General features: G+C 39.4%; 16 protein-coding genes. 13 read left to right on the top strand and 3 right to left on the bottom strand.

Annotated elements, in window-relative coordinates:
• Nucleotides 1-221: 221 nt before the first annotated feature.
• Entirely contained in the window at nt 222-1,001 is a 780-nt protein-coding gene (yidC, locus tag JOC34_RS04955; RefSeq protein WP_205135594.1) for a membrane protein insertase YidC, read from the bottom strand.
• Nucleotides 950-1,321, bottom strand: coding sequence for a hypothetical protein (locus JOC34_RS04950; protein WP_205135593.1), 372 nt, complete (start codon nt 1,319-1,321; stop codon nt 950-952). The genes yidC and JOC34_RS04950 overlap by 52 nt, the downstream gene beginning before the upstream one ends.
• 138 nt (nt 1,322-1,459) lie before the next feature.
• Between JOC34_RS04950 and JOC34_RS04945 the strand changes: the two genes are divergently transcribed.
• On the top strand, nt 1,460-1,879 hold the full coding sequence (locus JOC34_RS04945; RefSeq protein WP_205135592.1) for an organic hydroperoxide resistance protein: 420 nt from the start codon (nt 1,460-1,462) through the stop codon (nt 1,877-1,879).
• 86 nt (nt 1,880-1,965) lie between these two features.
• Here JOC34_RS04945 and JOC34_RS04940 read toward each other — a convergent pair whose 3' ends face one another.
• Entirely contained in the window at nt 1,966-3,672 is a 1,707-nt protein-coding gene (locus JOC34_RS04940; protein ID WP_205135591.1) for an Rqc2 family fibronectin-binding protein, read from the bottom strand.
• A gap of 112 nt (nt 3,673-3,784) precedes the next feature.
• Between JOC34_RS04940 and JOC34_RS04935 the strand changes: the two genes are divergently transcribed.
• The 12 genes from JOC34_RS04935 (at nt 3,785) to rsgA (ending at nt 19,248) form a co-directional block, all read left to right on the top strand.
• A complete protein-coding gene (locus JOC34_RS04935) occupies nt 3,785-6,439 on the top strand; it encodes a cation-translocating P-type ATPase (RefSeq protein ID WP_205135590.1) in 2,655 nt (884 codons plus the stop codon).
• An 84-nt stretch (nt 6,440-6,523) separates the two neighbouring features.
• Entirely contained in the window at nt 6,524-7,420 is an 897-nt protein-coding gene (locus JOC34_RS04930) for a YicC/YloC family endoribonuclease (protein WP_239544057.1), read from the top strand.
• Nucleotides 7,421-7,515: 95 nt separating this feature from the next.
• On the top strand, nt 7,516-7,776 hold the full coding sequence (gene remA / locus JOC34_RS04925) for an extracellular matrix/biofilm regulator RemA (RefSeq protein WP_205135589.1): 261 nt from the start codon (nt 7,516-7,518) through the stop codon (nt 7,774-7,776).
• Nucleotides 7,777-7,807: 31 nt separating this feature from the next.
• Nucleotides 7,808-8,428, top strand: a complete 621-nt coding sequence (gmk, locus tag JOC34_RS04920) for a guanylate kinase (protein WP_205135588.1) — start codon at nt 7,808-7,810, stop codon at nt 8,426-8,428.
• The gene (gene rpoZ / locus JOC34_RS04915) at nt 8,425-8,625 is read left to right on the top strand and encodes a DNA-directed RNA polymerase subunit omega (protein WP_205135587.1); all 201 of its coding nucleotides are present in this window, start codon (nt 8,425-8,427) and stop codon (nt 8,623-8,625) included. The genes gmk and rpoZ overlap by 4 nt, the downstream gene beginning before the upstream one ends.
• A gap of 793 nt (nt 8,626-9,418) precedes the next feature.
• Nucleotides 9,419-10,621 (top strand): bifunctional phosphopantothenoylcysteine decarboxylase/phosphopantothenate--cysteine ligase CoaBC, encoded by a 1,203-nt coding sequence (gene coaBC, locus JOC34_RS04910; RefSeq protein WP_205135586.1) that lies wholly within the window; start codon nt 9,419-9,421, stop codon nt 10,619-10,621.
• A gap of 2 nt (nt 10,622-10,623) precedes the next feature.
• Nucleotides 10,624-13,032, top strand: a complete 2,409-nt coding sequence (priA, locus tag JOC34_RS04905; RefSeq protein WP_205135585.1) for a primosomal protein N' — start codon at nt 10,624-10,626, stop codon at nt 13,030-13,032.
• An 84-nt stretch (nt 13,033-13,116) separates the two neighbouring features.
• Complete coding sequence (gene fmt, locus JOC34_RS04900; RefSeq protein ID WP_205135584.1) at nt 13,117-14,055, top strand: methionyl-tRNA formyltransferase; 939 nt, start codon at nt 13,117-13,119, stop codon at nt 14,053-14,055.
• A 1-nt stretch (nt 14,056) separates the two neighbouring features.
• Complete coding sequence (rsmB, locus tag JOC34_RS04895; RefSeq protein ID WP_205135583.1) at nt 14,057-15,409, top strand: 16S rRNA (cytosine(967)-C(5))-methyltransferase RsmB; 1,353 nt, start codon at nt 14,057-14,059, stop codon at nt 15,407-15,409.
• Between the two features lie 78 nt (nt 15,410-15,487).
• Nucleotides 15,488-16,255: a Stp1/IreP family PP2C-type Ser/Thr phosphatase gene (locus JOC34_RS04890; protein ID WP_205135582.1), complete on the top strand. Its 768-nt coding sequence runs from the start codon at nt 15,488-15,490 to the stop codon at nt 16,253-16,255.
• A complete protein-coding gene (pknB, locus tag JOC34_RS04885; protein WP_205135581.1) occupies nt 16,252-18,366 on the top strand; it encodes a Stk1 family PASTA domain-containing Ser/Thr kinase in 2,115 nt (704 codons plus the stop codon). The genes JOC34_RS04890 and pknB overlap by 4 nt, the downstream gene beginning before the upstream one ends.
• Entirely contained in the window at nt 18,367-19,248 is an 882-nt protein-coding gene (gene rsgA / locus JOC34_RS04880) for a ribosome small subunit-dependent GTPase A (protein WP_205135580.1), read from the top strand.
• The last annotated feature ends 1 nt before the right edge of the window (nt 19,249 follow it).

Genomic DNA, 19,249 nt, shown 5'->3' with positions numbered 1-19,249 from the left:
ACGTAGACTCCTGCGGGAAAGCGAAGACGCTGAGACCCCGCAGCGTTTTTTTGCGAGGAGGCTCAGCGCGAGCCCGCGGAAAGCGTGGTGTATTTCCGGAGCGGTACATTATGTTACAATTTATAGATTTTGTGTTTAGAAAACTTAGCTTTTACCATAGCAAAATTCTTAGTTGTACTTATGCAACGAAAACAGCACATCGCCATCGATGTGCTGTTTTCTTATTGTTTATTTGGTTGGTATAGTTTTTTAGATATTAATGTTTGGAAGACTAGAAATAGCCCACTCACTGTCCAGTATAAAGGCAATGCAGCTGGTGTTGTGAAGGAAATAAATCCAATCATTACTGGAGATATTAGCCCCATAATCGCCATCTGTTTTCGTTGCTTGGGTTCCATCCCAATAAGAGAGACTCTGGACTGCAGAAAGTAAATAGCAGCAGCCACAAATGGAATAATGAAATCGACTTGCCCTAAATTAAACCAAAGAAAAGAGTGTGCAGCGATTTCTGGCGTGCGTCTGATAGAGTAGTAGAAAGCAATAATAATTGGAAATTGAATAACCATTGGCAAACAACCAAAAGATGTTAATGGATTCATGTCATGCTTTTGATAAAGCTTGGTCATTTCCTGCTGTTTTTCCATTTGTGCATTCGCATCCCGCTTATCTTTATATTTCTCTGTAATGGCATCCATTTCAGGTTTCATTACATTCATTTTTTCCTTCATCTTCATACTGCTTTTCACCTGTTTTAATGAGAATGGCATAAGAATAAGGCGAATTAACAAGGTGATTAAAACAATCGACCAGCCATAATTCTCACCAAGCATGGAAGCAAAGAACTTGATAAGCAGTGAAAATGGGTAAATAAAATAATGATTAAAAAAACCGGTGGAATTCGCATCAATTGGGCTATTTAACTGACATCCGGTTAATAACAATAAAAGTATTAAACCAACGAACCTGTATTTTTTAAAGAAAGTGAATATATGATTGTACATGATTGTCCTCCTCGATTGTGTAAAAGTATACTTAAAAACGAGAAGGATGGGTGGTCAGTATCATCATCTGGTCCTGCTTTACGCTTTGTCTTTTTTGTGATCCAGTCATGAATTCCGATAATTTCGCCAAACAATTCCTGCATCGGGAGTAAACGCACTTTGATGGCATGATAATTTCTGATATAAACATTGTTATTACCAGCATTTCCCTTTAAACTAATCGACAATAATTGGTAGGAGCAGACAATTGTCAGTAAAATACTAACATATAAATAAATTGGGGATATATCGTTTGCCAGCCCATTTAAAAGTTCAACCATTCTATTCACCTCCCTTTCCTGTTTTCTATTTAACTATATAATTATATCATACGCTAGGATAATTATAAAATAGATGTTTAAATTTATTACAAGTAAGGAATAGTACTAGTATCATACATTAAAAGGAGTGTTTATCGTATGAGCGATGTAATATTTACGTCAAGTGCAACTGCAAAAAATGGTAGAGATGGTCATGTGAAATCGGATGATGGATTAATTGATTTGAATCTGGTTAATCCAGCCAATAATAAAACAGATAAAGGCTCAAATCCGGAGCAGCTCTTTGCTGCTGCTTATGCTGCATGTTATGATGGGGCATTAAATTTGGTAGCTTCCAAACAAAAGAAGAAAATTAGTTCAGAAACAACCGCAGATGTTAGTTTTCTTAAAGATCCGGCAGATGGTGGATTTAAGATAGCGGCAACATTAAATATTAAAATAGAAGGCGTAAGTCCTGAGGAAGCAGAGGAATTAGCGGAAGACGCTCATAAGGCGTGCCCTTATTCTAAAGCAACCAGAGGCAATATTGATGTAACGTTGAAACCACAAGTTGTATAAGAAAACGATTCTATCTTATCTGCACAACAGGCTAAGGCACTCGCCATTAATGGCGAGTGCCTTAGTGTTTTCAAGAATCATCCAATTTACTTGTTTCTTAATTTGTTTGTCATGTCATCTGTTGGTGTGACGAACAATGTTTTCTGGTTGTCGTAGGTTACATAGCCCGGTTTTGCACCGTTTGGCTTTTTAACGTGGCGTATTTTCGTATAGTCAACGGGCACAGAGGCAGAACCTTGAGATTTACTAAAATAAGCAGCTAAATGTGCGGCTTCTAGCAATGTTTCTTCGCCTGGTTCCTTTGAACGGATGACTACATGAGAGCCGGGAATATCCTTCGTGTGCAACCAGATGTCATCACGATGTGCAAGCTTGGTTGTGACATATTCATTTTGAATATTGTTTTTACCGACAAGTATTGGTGTGCCGTCTGTAGCTGTAAAGGCCTCTGGAACAGGTTTTTTCGGTTTGTTTTTCTGCTTCCCTTTTGCCTGTCTTTTTATATATCCTTCAGAACGGAGCTCATCACGAATTTCCTCAAGATCTGAAACACTTGCAACGTCGATTTGCTGCATTAATTGATCGAAATAGTTCATTTCCTGTTTGGTTTTTTGGATTTCTTTTTCGATAACTTGTTTTGATGTTTTTAATTTCTGGTACTTTTTATAGAGTCCTTGTGCATTTTCACTTGGTGTTTTGTTCGGATTTAGATCAATTGTTATCTCTTGTTGATTCGGATCATAGTAATCAACAACGGAGACTTGATGATCACCTTTGGCAACAAGATGCAGGTGAGCCGTCAATAACTCCCCAAGTTTTTGATAACGTTCTGCACCCTCCGCTTTCTTCATCGTTTGGAGGTGCTTTTTCATTTTTCGTTCGTTTTTATTTTTTTCGTTTTTGATAAATCGATATAAATCTTTTGCTTGCTGTTTTACACGGTCACGTTCTGCTTTACCGGAATAAAATTGATCAAGCATCTGATTTGTCGATGAGAACGTTTCTTGTTCACCCGAGAAGGCAGTAATCGGAAGCACATGAAAGTCTTCTTTATTCTCCCTATAGATGGTTGGTGTATATTGGTTGGTAATGATTTGTTGCTGAACCCGCATGAATTCTTCGATATAGCGTTCCATTGAACCCAGGTTTGCCAGATAGACAATTTCTTTTGCAATAAATGGTGAGAAACCAACGAGGTTATTAACCAATTGTGTTTCCAATTTACCTGCATTAAAGTCCAGTTTTTTAGCAAGTTTTTCCCCGTCAATGTCAAGTGGATTCAGCTTATCTTGCATTGGCGGCAATTTATAATCCTGTCCCGGCAGAATTGTTCGATGACGATTTTGAGCTATGGAAACGTGTTTCAGGCTATCAATAATATGACCTTTATCTTTATCGATTAGCATGACATTACTATGTTTACCCATTAATTCTACGATCAATGTTTTTTGTGTCATATCACCGATTTCGTTTCTTGATTGTATGGAAAAGGTGATGATGCGTTCCATGCCATACTGTTCAATAGATTCTATAATTGCCCCTGACAAATGTTTTCTTAAAACCATACAAAACATTGGTGGTTCGGGTGGATTTGTATATGTGTCCGCAGTTAATTGGACACGAGCATAAGTTGGATGAATGGATAATAATAATGTATGATTCTTTCTTTGACTACGAACGGTTATAACAAGCTCTGTCTTGGTTGGTTGATGAATCTTCGTAATTTTCCCCGGTAATAATTCCTGTTTTAATTCTTCTGTTACAGCACGTGTAACAATACCATCAAACGGCATATGATCACCTCTTGCGCAATTATAGCATTTTTTAGTACAAGTATGCATACATATCCTGTAAAGCGATATTAATTGTTTTCTAAAGTTTTGGGCTGATTGGGAGGGATGCGGAATGAAATGGTATCAATTAGATGTAGATCGTGTTGAGCAGAAGCTGCATGTCACGTCAAACAGAGGACTCACTTCTAAGCAGGTAGAACAGCGCCGTAAACAATATGGCTATAATGTGCTGGAGGAACAAAAAAGCATATCCAAATGGCTAATTTTCCTGAAGCAATTTCAGGATTTTATGGTAATTGTATTATTGGCTGCTACATTAATGGCTGGATTGTTAGGGGAATATATTGATGCAATTGCCATTATGATAATTGTGTTGATTAATGGTTTTATGGGATTCTTTCAAGAGCAAAAGGCAGAAAAATCGTTGGACAAGCTCAAGGAATTATCAGCCCCGGTAGTTCATGTTTTACGAGAGGGGAATTGGGAAACCATTCCCTCTAAAGATGTCGTTGTTGGTGATGTCGTAAAAATAACAAGTGGCGATCGGATTGTTGCAGATATCCGAATCGTAAAATCAAACAGTATTGAAACAGATGAAGCAGCACTTACAGGGGAATCATTGCCAGTTACCAAACACGCTACCTCCATTAAAGCCGATGATTTGGATGCGCAGGATCAGGTCAACATGGGATTTATGGGGACGTTAGTAACGAGAGGGTCCGGCATTGGTATTGTCGTTGGCACGGGAATGCATACAGTAATGGGACAAATTGCCTCCTTAATGGCAGGTACGAAAAAGTTGATGACGCCATTAGAGCGTAAACTGGCGGAATTAGGTAAAATTTTAATTGTTGTTGCATTACTTTTAACAGCTTTGGTTGTTGTCCTTGGGGTTTTCGAAGGGCACCCTGTTTACGAGATGTTTCTGGCTGGGGTGTCGTTAGCTGTTGCGGCGATTCCGGAGGGTTTACCGGCGATTGTTACTGTTGCACTGTCTTTAGGTGTCCAGCGGATGATCCGGAAAAAGGCAGTTGTTCGTCAGCTATCTGCAGTGGAAACACTTGGCTGTGCATCGGTTATATGTTCCGATAAAACGGGAACAATGACAGAAAATCAAATGACCGTAAAGGAAATTTATTTAAATGGTGAGCATATGTATGTGACGGGCGACGGGTATGATATACGTGGGGATTACTTTTTAAATAAACAAAAGCTGGATAAAACATACCCAAACCTGGAATCGATGCTTTTATATGGTCAGCTTTGTAATCATGCATCATTACAAGTGAAAAAAGGGAAACATTACATTGATGGAGACCCAACAGATGGTGCATTACTCGTTGCTGCAAGAAAGATTGGATTAACGCTGTTTGCGAATGATCAATACCGCATTATCAAGGAATTTCCTTTTGATTCTGAACGAAAACGAATGAGTGTGATTGTAGAAGATGAGCAGAAGATGCAGTTTCTAATTACGAAAGGAGCGCCAGATGTATTACTGCCCAGGTCCACGTTTTTATTAGATCAACAGGGGAGAAGAGTCCTAAAAGCGCAGGATAAAAGTAATTTTGAGCGTGCAATTGATAAAATGGCTGATCAAGCACTAAGAACGATTGCAATCGGGATTAAGCCACTACGTAAAGACGATAACCCGGAAATGACATTCCTTGAAAAAGATTTAACGTTAATCGGATTGTTTGGGATGATTGATCCGCCGAGAAAAGAAGTCAGAACAGCCATTGAAGAATGTAGAACGGCGGGGATAAAAACAGTCATGATAACAGGAGATCATGTTAGGACAGCCCATGCAATCGCCAAAGATATTAATCTAATCCCAGAAGATGGGAAGATTCTCGAAGGGTCTGCGTTAAATCAAATGTCTGTAACAGATTTAGAAAACGTGATTGACGATGCCTATGTATTCGCCCGTGTGACACCAGAACACAAATTAAAAATCGTCCAGGCATTCCAAAATAAAGGACATATCGTTGCCATGACAGGGGATGGAGTTAATGATGCTCCAGCAATTAAGGCCAGTGATATTGGAATCAGTATGGGGATCAGTGGTACAGATGTAACAAAGGAAGCTTCATCGCTTGTTTTACTGGATGATAACTTCGCTACAATCAGATCAGCTATTCATGAAGGACGAAATATTTATGAAAATATCCGTAAGTTTATCCGATACTTACTCGCGTCCAACGTAGGAGAAATATTGGTAATGTTATTCGCGATGCTACTTGCAATGCCATTACCACTCGTACCTGTTCAAATATTATGGGTGAACCTAGTAACAGATGGTCTGCCAGCAATGGCGTTGGGACTAGATAAGGCTGAAGAAGATGTGATGAAACATGGACCGCGAAATCCACGTGAAAGTATCTTTGCCAGGGGATTAGGTTATAAAATTATTTCGCGCGGTATTCTGATTGGGATTGTTACATTGATAGCCTTTATGATAACGTATCAAAACAATCCGGATCATCTGGTTTATGGTCAAACCGTAGCATTCACTACGTTAGTGATTGCTCAATTAATCCATGTGTTTGATTGTCGCAGTGAACATTCTATATTTGATCGAAATCCGTTTGGCAACATTTACTTGATATTTGCAGTGCTATCTTCCTTACTTTTGTTGCTCGTTGTTATTTACTGGCAACCCTTACAACCAATTTTTCATACGACCTTTTTAGGGTTAAGAGATTGGATGCTCATCATTGTATTAGGTTCATTGCCAACAGTTTTGTTTGGATTCACAAAAAAATAAATGAAAGAACCCGAATTGGAAGCTATTGATCACCGATTCGGGTTCTTTCGTTATAGTGTAATTAACGTTATAATGGATAGATGAATGGAAGTGATGAAGATGGCAATGAGTATGACAGGATATGGTACGCATACTTTACATATAGAAGATACAACGGTAACAGTAGAGATCCGGAGCGTTAACCACCGTTTTCTGGATGTGACCGCAAAAATACCTCGTACTTTTTTATTTTTAGAATCCAGTATTAAAAAAATAGTACAATCTTATTTCAAGCGAGGAAAAATCGAAGTTTATATTGGAGTGGAAGGAGATGGACTTGTCCGAAGAAGGCTAAGCACGGACTGGGATATGATGGATGATTATATGGAACAAATCAATATGGCAATGGATCGCTATCAATTAAAAGGTGAAATTCCGCCAACGATTATTACATCCATACCAGATATTATTTCTATTCAGGAGACGTCACATCAACCGGAAGGATTAAAAGAGTCTATAATAAAAACGACAGAAAATGCCTGTGAACAAGTAAACAAGATGCGTCAAGAAGAGGGATCTTTCTTAATTGAGGATTTAATAAAAAGAATCACTGTCATTTATGATATAGTAAAGGTATTAGAAAAACAGAGAGCTCAGGTTCAGGGGGAATATCGCGAACGATTACAAGCACGAATCAATGACATCGTTAGCGATAAGGAAATAATTGATCGTGCCCGTATACATCAGGAAATCGTACTGCTTGCGGAAAAAGGAGATATTACAGAAGAGATCACCCGTCTATTCAGTCATATGGAACAAATAAAGGAATTGACAAACCAATCAGGAACCATCGGCAGAAAGCTTGATTTTATTTCACAGGAGATGCACCGGGAGGCAAATACAATTGGATCTAAATCTACAGATGCAAAAATCAGTGAGCAGACGGTAGCATTAAAGAGTGAAATAGAGAAAATCAAAGAGCAAGTGCAAAATATCGAATAAATAGTTGAGTTTTTGCCGTCTTATTCGATATAATAGATATAAACGATCAAAAGTAGGCAAATACATATACAAAAGAATGCAAGGGGGAAGTAATATTGGGATTAAGTTTAATTAATATAGGATTTGGAAATGTTGTTTCTGCCAATCGAATCATTTCGATTGTTTCTCCGGAATCAGCACCAATAAAACGAATTATCACTGTTGCCCGTGATAACAATAAATTAGTCGATGCAACGTATGGAAGACGGACAAGGGCAGTTATTATTGCAGATAGTGACCATGTGGTATTATCGGCAGTACAGCCTGAAACAGTTGGACAACGTGTAGTAAATCATGATGAAGTAACAGATGAATGAAGGGCATTCCAGATAACTAGGAGGAACAATGTTGATTGAAGAGAAGGGAATTTTATTTATTCTTTCCGGACCATCCGGTGTAGGCAAGGGAACCGTCAGAAAACAACTTTTTAACAAAAAAACGGATTTGAAATATTCCATATCGATGACGACTAGAGGGAAACGACGAGGCGAAATTGATGGGGTAGATTATTTTTATAAAACGAAAAAGGAATTTGAACAACTGATTGAACAAAATCAGCTGTTAGAATACGCGCAATATGTTAATAATTATTACGGCACACCGCGGACCTATGTTGAGCAGATGCTTGCTAAAGGACATGATGTGTTTCTGGAAATTGAAGTGCAAGGCGCGCTTCAAGTAAAAGAAAATTTCCCGGAAGGTGTATTTATCTTTTTGTTCCCACCGAGTCTGGAAGAATTGAAAAATCGAATTGTTAGCCGTGGTACTGAATCGAATGATTTGGTGTTGAATCGGTTAAAAGAAGCGAGGAAGGAAATTGAAATGATGGACGCCTACGATTATGTTGTGGTGAACGACCAGGTTGATCATGCTGTAGCAAAGGTTGAGTCCATTATTCAAAGTGAACACTTGAAACGAGAACGAATCGCCAAGCAATATAAAAAAATTCTGGAGGATGAATTAAAATGATGTTAGACCCATCGATTGATGCACTACAGGAAAAAATAAGCTCGAAATATATATTGGTTACTTTGTCAGCGAGAAGAGCAAGACAAATGAGTGAAACAAACAGGACATTGATTGAAGATCCGAAATCGGAAAAATATGTTGGAATGGCGCTGGAAGAAATATTAGCCGGAAAGTTATACGTCAAAGAAGCAAAATAACATGGAAGTGCCCTCGCTGCATCATTATTCGCGGGGGCCTTTCTTTTAGTATTCGTCTCGGGACAAAGCTAATTTTAAAAGTAACTTGAGGCTCTTTTCGTAAGTTTTGTTGCTATTTAATTCATGCGTTTGATAGAAGCTGCGACGTAATGAATTAGGTTTCCTTATCTTAACGCTTCGGAAATACACTACGCTTTCCGCGGGCTCGTGCTGAGCCTCCTCGCAAAGAACGCTGCGGGGTCTCATCGTCTTCGCTGTTCCCGCAGGAGTCTTCGTGATTTCCTTCGCTCACATGGTGTTTGGCAACAGTAAAAGATTGGCTTGCTTTCAACTATTATGATGGTTGTTTGGAGCGTAGAGCCGTTGACTCTTGCGGGAACAATGGTCTTCGGTGGGACGGAGTAATCGCAGTCCCAGCACGAGTCTGAAGACCCCGCAGAGTGGGTTTCTCGAGGTAGGTTAAGTACGCGACGTCCTGTCGCAACACCTACACTAGCAAGTCCTGTGCGTCGAAGGCTGAAGCCGTGCCCGCGGAAAGCAACGGCCATAGCTAAATTCTTAGTTGCACTTATGCAGGATTAGATAGATTTAAACTTTCTTATCTGCAAAAACAACAACGTTTTTCGTTGGGACGAACCCATGGTGCAGTCCCAATCTTTGAGAAAAGAGCCTAATTTGAAAATGAAAAGTCAGATCAATCAAGAGAATGAGCTATTTGAAATGTCCCGAGTCCTGATAATAAACTATTTTAGAATAATTTATTGTAATGCCTAATAGGGGAGGAATCCATCTCATGTTGAACCAAAAAAATATTTTGTTGGGAGTTTCTGGTGGAATAGCAGCTTATAAAGCATGTGCATTAACAAGTAAACTGACACAAGCCGGTGCAAACGTCCGTATTATGATGACGGAAAATGCGACCGAATTTGTTGCACCACTAACTTTTCAGTCTTTATCCAGAAACCCTGTTTACATCGATACCTTTGATGAAAAGGATCCAAAGAAAATTGCGCATATTGATGTTGCAGATTGGGCGGACATTGTTATTATTGCACCAGCTACAGCGAATATGATCGGCAAACTGGCAAATGGAATTGCAGATGATATGCTTTCAACGACATTACTCGCTACCATGGCAACTGTCTATATTGCACCGGCAATGAATGTACACATGTACGCGCATCCAGCTGTCGTTCGTAATATGAAGCAACTGGATGCTTGGGGCTATCATTTTATTGAACCTGGTGCGGGTTATTTAGCGTGTGGATATGTAGGAAAAGGAAGACTAGAAGAGCCGGAAAGTATTATAAAAGTGATTGACAACCATCAATCAGAAGATAAACTGCTTAGCGGTAAAAAAGTACTTATATCAGCCGGTCCGACCCAAGAAAAAATCGATCCGATTCGTTACTTTACCAATCGCTCCTCCGGAAAAATGGGATTTGCCCTCGCAGAAGCAGCAGCACAATTTGGGGCAGACGTAACACTTGTTGCAGGTCCAACAGCAATTGAAACAACGAATCCGCTGATAGATCGGGTTGATGTTACAGCAGCTGAGGATATGTATGTGGCGATGCACGATCATTTTCAGGCAAACGACATTGTGATTAAAGCTGCTGCGGTTGCTGATTATCGGCCTAAGATTACCTATGATGAAAAAGTGAAAAAGCAAGCCGGTGAATTGCAAGTTGAAATGGAGCGAACGAAAGATATTTTACAATCACTTGGTGAAATAAAGAAAAACCAATTCCTTGTAGGTTTTGCGGCGGAAACATCAAACCCGCTTGATTATGGGTTAGCAAAATTGGAGAAGAAGCATTTAGACGCAATTATTATTAACAATGTATCTACAGAAGGCGCCGGTTTTGGCGAGGATACAAACATTGTTACCTATGTTAATCAAGCTCGCAAACAAAAGGAACTCCCCAAAGCAACAAAAAGGGAGATTGCGGAAAGTATTTTGAAATTGATCGATCGTGATATGAAGGATGATTAATAGTGAATATAGCAAAAGTCATTGTGGATGTACCAGCCAGTTCCATTAACCAAACATTTGATTACCTTATCCCTGATCGCTTTGCCGATATCCTTACGAACGGGATGCGTGTCATTGTACCATTCGGACCAAGGAAGATAATGGGGTTTGTCGTTGAAAGAACCGATAAATCATCTTTTGATAAGCTAAAGGAAATATCGGATGTTCTGGACTTGACACCCGCTTTAACACCAGAACTGTTAGAACTGGGGAAATGGATAGCCAACGAAACGTTAAGCTTTTATATAACCGCGTTACAGGCGATGCTGCCACAAGCATTAAAGTCAAAATATAAAAAGGAAATTGTCCGTGCAACCGGTGAAGAATTGCCAGAGAACCTTGAAAATATTTTTGCAGGAAGAGACTTTATTTCATATGAAGAATTTGAAGGGTCAACGATAAGTTACACTCAGCTGCAAAAAGCTGTACAGTCAGGCGACGTGTATATCGAATATCTGGTTAAATCTAAAATCACTAAGAAGTATGTGACAATGATCAGGCCAGCAAAAGAGTCGTATTTACTGGAGGAAGCGCTTCTCGAGCTATCCAATGGTGCAAAAAAACAAAAGCAGCTACTTCAATTTTTTATCGAACATCCGGAACCAATTGAGCAAAAACTGTTATTGAATAAAGTAGAGACCACGACAAGTACCGTTAAAGCATTAATCGATAAATCCTTGCTTGAATCCGATAAGCAAGAAGTTTTTCGTAATCCATACAATGACGAAGCATTCGCCAGAACTTTACCACTTGTATTAACAGAACAGCAAGAAACAGCCATTAGACCAATCAAGGAAAGGATCGCAAATGGTGTGCATGATGTTTTCTTGTTGCATGGTGTAACTGGAAGTGGAAAAACCGAGATTTATTTGCAGGCTATCCAGGATGTCATTGAAAAGGGAGAAGAAGCGATTGTTCTGGTGCCGGAAATCTCACTCACACCACAAATGGTGAATCGTTTTAAGGGGCGGTTTGGTTCGGAAGTTGCAGTCATGCACAGTGCACTTTCAGCTGGTGAAAAATATGATGAGTGGCGACGAATCCAGCGAAAAGAAGCAAAGGTTGTTGTTGGGGCCAGGTCTGCTATTTTTGCCCCATTTGAAAATATTGGCATTATTATTATCGATGAGGAGCATGAAACAACTTACAAGCAAGATGATCAACCTCGATACCATGCCAGAGATGTGGCGATTAAGCGCGCGAAAACCCATCACTGTCCCGTGGTTTTAGGCAGTGCAACACCAACATTGGAATCATTCGCCAGAGCTGAAAAGGGTGTCTATCAATTAGCCACATTAAGTAAACGTACGAATGATCAAGCGATGCCGGAAGTGGAAATTGTTGATATGCGGTCCGAGCTTCACGCTGGGAACCGAACTATGTTTTCGCGTAAATTGAAAGAGAAAATCGAACAGTGTCTGGAAAAAGGCGAGCAAATCGTCTTATTATTAAATAGAAGGGGTTATTCTACTTTTGTGATGTGTAGAGACTGCGGACATGTGAAAGAATGCCCACATTGTGATATTGCTTTAACCTATCATAAGAAATATAACCAATTAAAATGTCATTATTGTTCCTATGAAGAGCCAATGCCAACCGTTTGTCCGGAATGTAATAGTGATTTAATCCGCTATTTCGGTACTGGAACCCAACGTGTGGAAGAAGCTTTAACAGCGCTTATCCCTGAAGCAAGCGTCATCCGTATGGACGTCGATACGACACGGAGAAAAGGCTCCCATGAAAAGTTACTAAGTCAATTCGCTAATAAAGAGGCGGATATATTGCTAGGAACACAAATGATCGCCAAAGGATTAGATTTTGAAAACGTGACATTAGTGGGCGTTCTAACTGCTGATTCGATGCTACATTTACCTGATTTTCGCTCCTCCGAGAAAACGTTCCAGTTATTGACACAAGTGAGCGGGCGCGCTGGAAGGCATGAATTGACTGGGGAAGTTATTGTGCAAACATACACACCGGATCATTATAGTATTGAACTAGCCAGCAAATATAACTTTAAAGATTTTTATAAAAAAGAAATGCAGACAAGAAAAGCGTTTCAATATCCTCCGTATGTTTTTTTAGTTTTGTTAACCATTTCACATCCTAATCATGTGAAAGTAGCGCAAACATCGCAGCGAATTGTGCAGTTACTTGCAAAAAGCCTGCAAAATAATACAGTCATTCTAGGCCCAACGCCATCACCCATACCACGAATCAAAGATAGATATCGTTATCAATGCATGATAAAATACAAAGATGAACCACAATTACGATTTTATATTAATAAAGTACTCGATCAATTTGCGGATGAAATGCGCAAAGATGATTTACTCATAACAGTCGACATGCAACCCTATCATTTGATGTAAGGATGTTTTCTAAAAAACGAAGTATGAACAATCTATACGAAAAGCTCCCTAATGTAAAAGCAGAATAGAAAGTAGGTTTTATAGATGAAACGTATTGTATTTATGGGCACCCCAGATTTCTCCGTTCCAATCTTACGTTCTTTGGTATCGTCAGAATATGAAGTTGTTCTAGTTGTATCCCAGCCTGACAGACCAAAAGGAAGAAAACGTGTGATGACATCACCACCGGTAAAGGTAGAAGCGGAAAAACATAACATACCAGTATTTCAACCAGAAAAATTAACCACAGAATATGAAAAGATACTTGCGTATGGACCGGATTTAATCGTTACTGCTGCCTATGGTCAAATTTTGCCAAACGGACTACTTGAGGCTCCGGAATATGGCTGTATTAATGTGCACGCGTCCCTATTGCCTGAATTACGTGGCGGTGCGCCAATCCATTATGCAATTATCGAGGGTAAAACGGAAACGGGAATAACGATCATGTACATGGCGGAAAAACTGGATGCAGGTGATATTTTAACACAACGAAAAGTGACCATTGAACACGATGATCATGTTGGTTCGATGCATGATAAACTATCCCAGGCAGGATCAGCATTATTGCTAGAGACTTTACCGCAATTATTTGCTGGTGAAATAATGCCAAAACAACAAGAAGAATCGCAAGCAACCTTTGCAGCAAATATCAAAAGAGAACAGGAAAAAGTAGATTGGGAACGCAGCAACGAGGAAATCTACAATCATATTCGTGGTTTACACCCTTGGCCAGTAGCTTTTACAACGTATGAAGGGAAGACTTGGAAGCTTTGGTGGGGAGAAATAGATCATAACGAATATCAAGGTAAACCAGGTGAAATTGTCCAAAAAGATGAAGCGACATTTGTTGTTGTTTGCGGTAATCGAAAGGGAATCCGGATTACAGAAATACAACCGGCTGGTAAAAAGAGAATGTCTGTTAAAGAGTACTTGAGAGGCGCAGCCGACCGAATAAAGATCGGCGTGACACTAGGTGAATAATATGAATGATTTCAGTTTAAGAAATACCATTGTGGATTTATTAGTAAGGATTGAAAAAGATCATGGCTTTAGTCATTTATTAATTGATCACACATTAAGAACAAAACAAGTTGATCCAAGGGATGAAGGCCTCTTAACGGAAATTGTCTATGGTACAATCCAACGGCAGTTTACAATTGATTATTATTTAGCGGCTTTTGTGGATCCTAAGAAGAAACTTGATATCTGGGTGAAATCTTTGCTTCGAATGTCAGTTTATCAGATGGTATTTTTAGATAAAGTGCCTGATCACGCAATTATTCATGAAGCCGTCGAAATTGCAAAAAAACGTGGCCATAAAGGGATTGCTTCCTTTGTAAATGGTGTGCTTAGAACCATACAAAGAAAAGGAGTTCCAGATACTGCCTCGATCGAGGATCAATCTGAGCGACTTGCCGTCGAAACGAGCCATCCTCAATGGCTGGTCGATCGCTGGGTTACAAATTATGGTTACCCAATAGCAAAAGAAATGTGTGAAGCAAACCTGGCAAGAAAGACGATGTCTGTCCGTATCCAGCCACTGAGAATCACACGCGAGGAAGCAATGAAACGTTTAAATGAAGAAGGTCTGGAAACGAGACAATCCATATTCTCACCTCAAGGTATCATCATTGAGAAGGGAAATGTTTTAAAAACAGCATTATTTCAAGCGGGTTATATTACGATTCAAGATCAAAGCTCGATGCTCGTAGCAGAGATGCTTCATGCTGCTCCCGGGATGGATGTGCTGGATGCATGTAGTGCACCAGGTGGAAAGGTAACCCATATTGCAGAGAAAATGGAAGACAATGGCCATATTTATGCTTATGATTTGCATAAAAAGAAAATAAAAGAGGTCGATGAAAAGGCGTCCTTGCTACAATTGTCTATTATTGATGCACAGGCAGGAGATGCAAGAAAACTTCAAGCGTATCATGAAAATGAAAGTTTTGATCGTATTTTGGTTGATGCACCATGTTCTGGTCTAGGTGTAATCCGCGGAAAACCAGAAATTAAATATGATAAACAATTAGCCGATGTGGAACGCTTGTCAACCATTCAATCAGATATTCTGCAAGGTGTTGCCCCTTTATTGAAAAAAGGCGGATTACTTATTTATAGTACATGTACGGTTGATAAACAGGAAAATGAAGCAGTCGTGAAGCAATTTTTGGAGGACCATTTAAACTATAAAGTGGATGAGCAGTTTTTCAATGAACTGCCAAATGACTTAAAAACCTCACCAGGAATCAGTCAAGAAGGCTTGCAAATTTTTCCTCAAACCAATGACACAGATGGCTTTTTTCTTACGCGACTAGTAAAAAGTGAAAAATAATGTTCTTTTATTGACTGTTTTGTGTAATACTTTAATCTATAGTCAGTTATTATTGCTTTTTTCAAAGGGGTGTAAAGTATGGAAGGACTTTTCCTGACGGACCGGGGGCAAGTAAGAAGTCATAACGAGGATTCCGGCGGTATTTACTATAATGATTATGGTCAGTTTTTAGCTGTCATTGCTGACGGTATGGGTGGTCATAGAGCGGGAGACGTAGCAAGTCAAATGGCGACCAGCCAGCTACAGGAAAAATGGCAAAATAGTAATCAGCTTTTTTCACCGGAAGAAACAGAAGAATGGTTGCATCTAGTAATATCACAAATCAATACATCCATTTATGAACACGCACAGCTTCATGAAGAGTGTCGGGGAATGGGTACAACCATTGAAGTAGCTATTTGTATGCAGGATTTTGTAACGATAGGGCATATTGGTGATAGTCGAAGTTATTTGCTAAATGAAGAAGGATTTAAACAAATTGCTGAGGATCATTCCCTTGTCAATGCACTTGTCCAATCCGGTCAGATTTCTAAGGATGAGGCACATGACCACCCTAGAAGAAATGTTGTTTTAAAAGCGCTAGGTACAGAGGAGAGCGTTGTGCCAGATGTGAAAACAATTAGTGTTGAAAAAGGCAACGAACTATTAATATGTACCGATGGACTAACAGATAAAGTGACAGATGACGAATTGGTTGAAGTAATACAAACAAAGCCGGAAATGAACGAAAGCGGACAAGCGCTCATTGATTTAGCTAATGACCGGGGCGGGGAGGATAATATTTCCCTGATTATCATTCAATATGGTCAGCAAGCACCTTCACCGGAAGCAGGTGACATGTCATGATGAATGGTCGTGTGCTAAATGATCGCTACCGAATTATTAAAACTATTGGCGGCGGCGGGATGGCTAATGTGTTTTTAGCTAGGGATACCATATTGGAACGAGATGTCGCCATCAAGGTGTTGCGTCTGGAATATGCCAATGATGAAGAATTTATTGCCCGTTTTGACCGGGAGGCACAATCAGCTACAAGTCTGTCACACCCGAATGTCGTCAATATTTACGATGTTGGGGAAGAAGATCATATTTTATATATGGTGATGGAATATGTAGATGGTATGACTTTAAAGGAATATATACATCTTTATGGTCCAATAGCTGTACAGGAAGCATTGGATATCATGAAGCAGATCACGGCAGCCATTGCCCATGCTCATGCCAATGACATTGTACACCGGGATATAAAACCGCAAAATATATTGATTGATACATATGGGCAGGTAAAAGTAACGGATTTTGGAATAGCCATTGCATTAAGTGCTACTTCGCTAACACAAACCAATTCAATACTTGGCTCTGTTCATTATTTATCTCCAGAGCAAGCAAGGGGAGCAACAGCTACCAAAAAGTCTGATATTTATTCAATTGGGATTGTCCTGTTTGAATTATTAACCGGACGACTTCCTTTTTCCGGACAATCGCCTGTATCAATTGCTTTAAAGCATTTACAAAATGACACACCTTCGATTAAGCGGTTTAACCCGGATGTTCCGCAAAGTGTGGAGAATATCGTTTTAAAGGCAACTGCGAAAGACCCATTCAATCGTTATGAATCGGTTTATGAGATGGACGATGCGCTGGAAATGGCATTACATCCAGATAACTTAAATGTTGCACCATATTCCCCACCTATAGAAGCTGGAGATGCAACAAAGGCAATTCCGATCATCACTGATGATCAGTTTGGGCAGGATGAAAATCAGGATACATTGATTCATCAAACAAATGGAACTACAAAAGCATATCCGGAAGATAAAGAAACAAATGTGAAAGGGAAGAAAAAGGAATCTAAGAAAGACAAGAAGCCACCGAAAAAGAAGAAAAAGCGAAAGAAAAAGTGGCTGATTATTCTCATCGTTTTATTTATCTTACTTGCTTCTGGAATTGCTGCGCTGTTCCTCATACCGGGAATTATCAAACCGAAGGACGTAACCATTCCCGATGTATCAGGGATGGAACTGGATGAAGCAGAGGAAGAATTAGAAACACTTAAACTTGAAATCAGCAGGGAAACAATTTTTTCCGATGATGTCGATGAAGATTTAGTTGTTCGATCGGATCCGAAGGCGGGCAGAACAGTGAAAGAAAAATCGACAGTCACACTCTATATTAGTCAAGGAAAAGAAAAAGTGGCATTTGAAGATTATACAGGTAGGGATTACAACCAGGTAAAAGGATTGCTCGAAGATGCGGGTTATGATGATATTAATGCTTATGAGAAGTTCTCTGATAGTCCAGTTGGTGAGATTCTCTCGCAGATACAACCTGTAGCTGATAGTGAAGTCGTTCCAAGTGAAACGCGGGTATTATTTGAAGTGAGTAAAGGGCCTGAGCTAGTCAGTTTAAATAACCTGAAAGGAATGACAGAAAAAGAAGCAAAAGCGTATTTAGAGAGTCACCAACTAAAGATGAATACCAGCTATGACAATTCAGACAGTGTTCCTGAAGGAGAAGTAATTAAACAGGATCCGGAAGCAGAAACGGAACTGGAAGAAGGATCCACAGTCGATGTAACCATTTCTAGCGGACCTGAGAAAAAGCCGCCAGAATCTCATTCTGTGTCATATACTGTTCCATATAGTCCTGTGCCCGAGGAAGATGAAGAGGACGAGGGCGATACAGTAGATGAAGAAGATAAGAATGAGGAAGAGGATGACAATGACGATGATTCAGGTGACAAAAAAGAGAAAGAAAAAGAAGAACAGGTTGTAAAAATCTATATCGGGGATATGAATAATGATATTTCTGAAGTTTATAAGGAAGAAGCAATAACGGAGGATACCGAATTTACATTTACATTAACAATCGCTCCCGATGATAAAGCAGAATACATTATTACGCGTGATGATGATGAAATCACGAATAAAACAGTTTTATATGAAGAGGGTGAATAAATGCCGGATGGCAGAATTATCAAGGCTTTAAGTGGTTTTTATTATGTCCAGACAGCAACCAAGGTCTATCAATGTAGAGGGAGGGGTGTTTTTCGTAAAAAAAACATCACCCCGCTTGTTGGTGATCATGTGGCTTTTGATATCAGTAACCCTGATGAAGGATATATTATGGAAATTAAACAACGGGAAAATGAACTTGTCCGTCCGCCGGTCGCTAATATTAATCAAGCGATCATCGTTAGCTCAGCTGCTAACCCGCAATTCAGTACAACTTTATTGGATCGATTTCTTGTATTAATCGAATCCAAAGGGATCAAACCGGTTATTTTTATTACAAAAATAGACAAACTTTCTGATGAAGGGCAAGTTGAAATTGAACATTATCAGACTGCATATAAAGATATTGGATATGAAGTTGAATTAATTTCATCTAAAGCACCAGTAATTTTACCGAAATTAGATCATTATTTTAAAGATAAAGTTACTGTTATTGCTGGTCAATCAGGGGTAGGCAAGTCCTCCTTTTTAAATGCATTACAACCCTCGCTTTCGCTTAAGACCGCCGAGATATCCGAGCGTCTTGGCAGGGGGAAACATACGACAAGACACGTGGAATTAGTTCAGGTGATGGGTGGACTTGTAGCTGACACGCCAGGTTTTAGTGCACTAGATTTCAATGAGATTCAGACGGATGAATTATCAGATTGTTTTCCGGAAATGAGAGAAAGAAAGCATTACTGTAAATTCAGGGGATGTATGCATGATAAAGAGCCCAAATGTGCAGTGAAGAAAGCGGTAGAAGAAGGAGAAATTATGTCTTACAGATATGATCATTATTTAAGCTTTTTAAAAGAAATAGAAACAAGAAAGCCGAGGTATTAAA

The sequence above is a fragment of the Virgibacillus halotolerans genome, assembly GCF_016908515.1.
GTDB lineage: Bacteria > Bacillota > Bacilli > Bacillales > Amphibacillaceae > Virgibacillus_M > Virgibacillus_M halotolerans.
This window is presented reverse-complemented; position numbering and strand designations above follow the sequence as displayed.

What these genes read in the sequence shown, in the direction of transcription:
- yidC (WP_205135594.1), bottom strand. Translation starts at nt 1,001, where the DNA reads ATGTACAATCATATATTCACTTTCTTTAAAAAATACAGGTTCGTTGGT.
- JOC34_RS04930 (WP_239544057.1), top strand. Translation starts at nt 6,524, where the DNA reads ATGGAAGTGATGAAGATGGCAATGAGTATGACAGGATATGGTACGCAT.
- JOC34_RS04940 (WP_205135591.1), bottom strand. Translation starts at nt 3,672, where the DNA reads ATGCCGTTTGATGGTATTGTTACACGTGCTGTAACAGAAGAATTAAAA.
- rsmB (WP_205135583.1), top strand. Translation starts at nt 14,057, where the DNA reads ATGAATGATTTCAGTTTAAGAAATACCATTGTGGATTTATTAGTAAGG.
- pknB (WP_205135581.1), top strand. Translation starts at nt 16,252, where the DNA reads ATGATGAATGGTCGTGTGCTAAATGATCGCTACCGAATTATTAAAACT.
- coaBC (WP_205135586.1), top strand. Translation starts at nt 9,419, where the DNA reads ATGTTGAACCAAAAAAATATTTTGTTGGGAGTTTCTGGTGGAATAGCA.
- JOC34_RS04890 (WP_205135582.1), top strand. Translation starts at nt 15,488, where the DNA reads ATGGAAGGACTTTTCCTGACGGACCGGGGGCAAGTAAGAAGTCATAAC.
- rpoZ (WP_205135587.1), top strand. Translation starts at nt 8,425, where the DNA reads ATGATGTTAGACCCATCGATTGATGCACTACAGGAAAAAATAAGCTCG.
- JOC34_RS04935 (WP_205135590.1), top strand. Translation starts at nt 3,785, where the DNA reads ATGAAATGGTATCAATTAGATGTAGATCGTGTTGAGCAGAAGCTGCAT.
- fmt (WP_205135584.1), top strand. Translation starts at nt 13,117, where the DNA reads ATGAAACGTATTGTATTTATGGGCACCCCAGATTTCTCCGTTCCAATC.
- rsgA (WP_205135580.1), top strand. Translation starts at nt 18,367, where the DNA reads ATGCCGGATGGCAGAATTATCAAGGCTTTAAGTGGTTTTTATTATGTC.
- JOC34_RS04945 (WP_205135592.1), top strand. Translation starts at nt 1,460, where the DNA reads ATGAGCGATGTAATATTTACGTCAAGTGCAACTGCAAAAAATGGTAGA.
- JOC34_RS04950 (WP_205135593.1), bottom strand. Translation starts at nt 1,321, where the DNA reads ATGGTTGAACTTTTAAATGGGCTGGCAAACGATATATCCCCAATTTAT.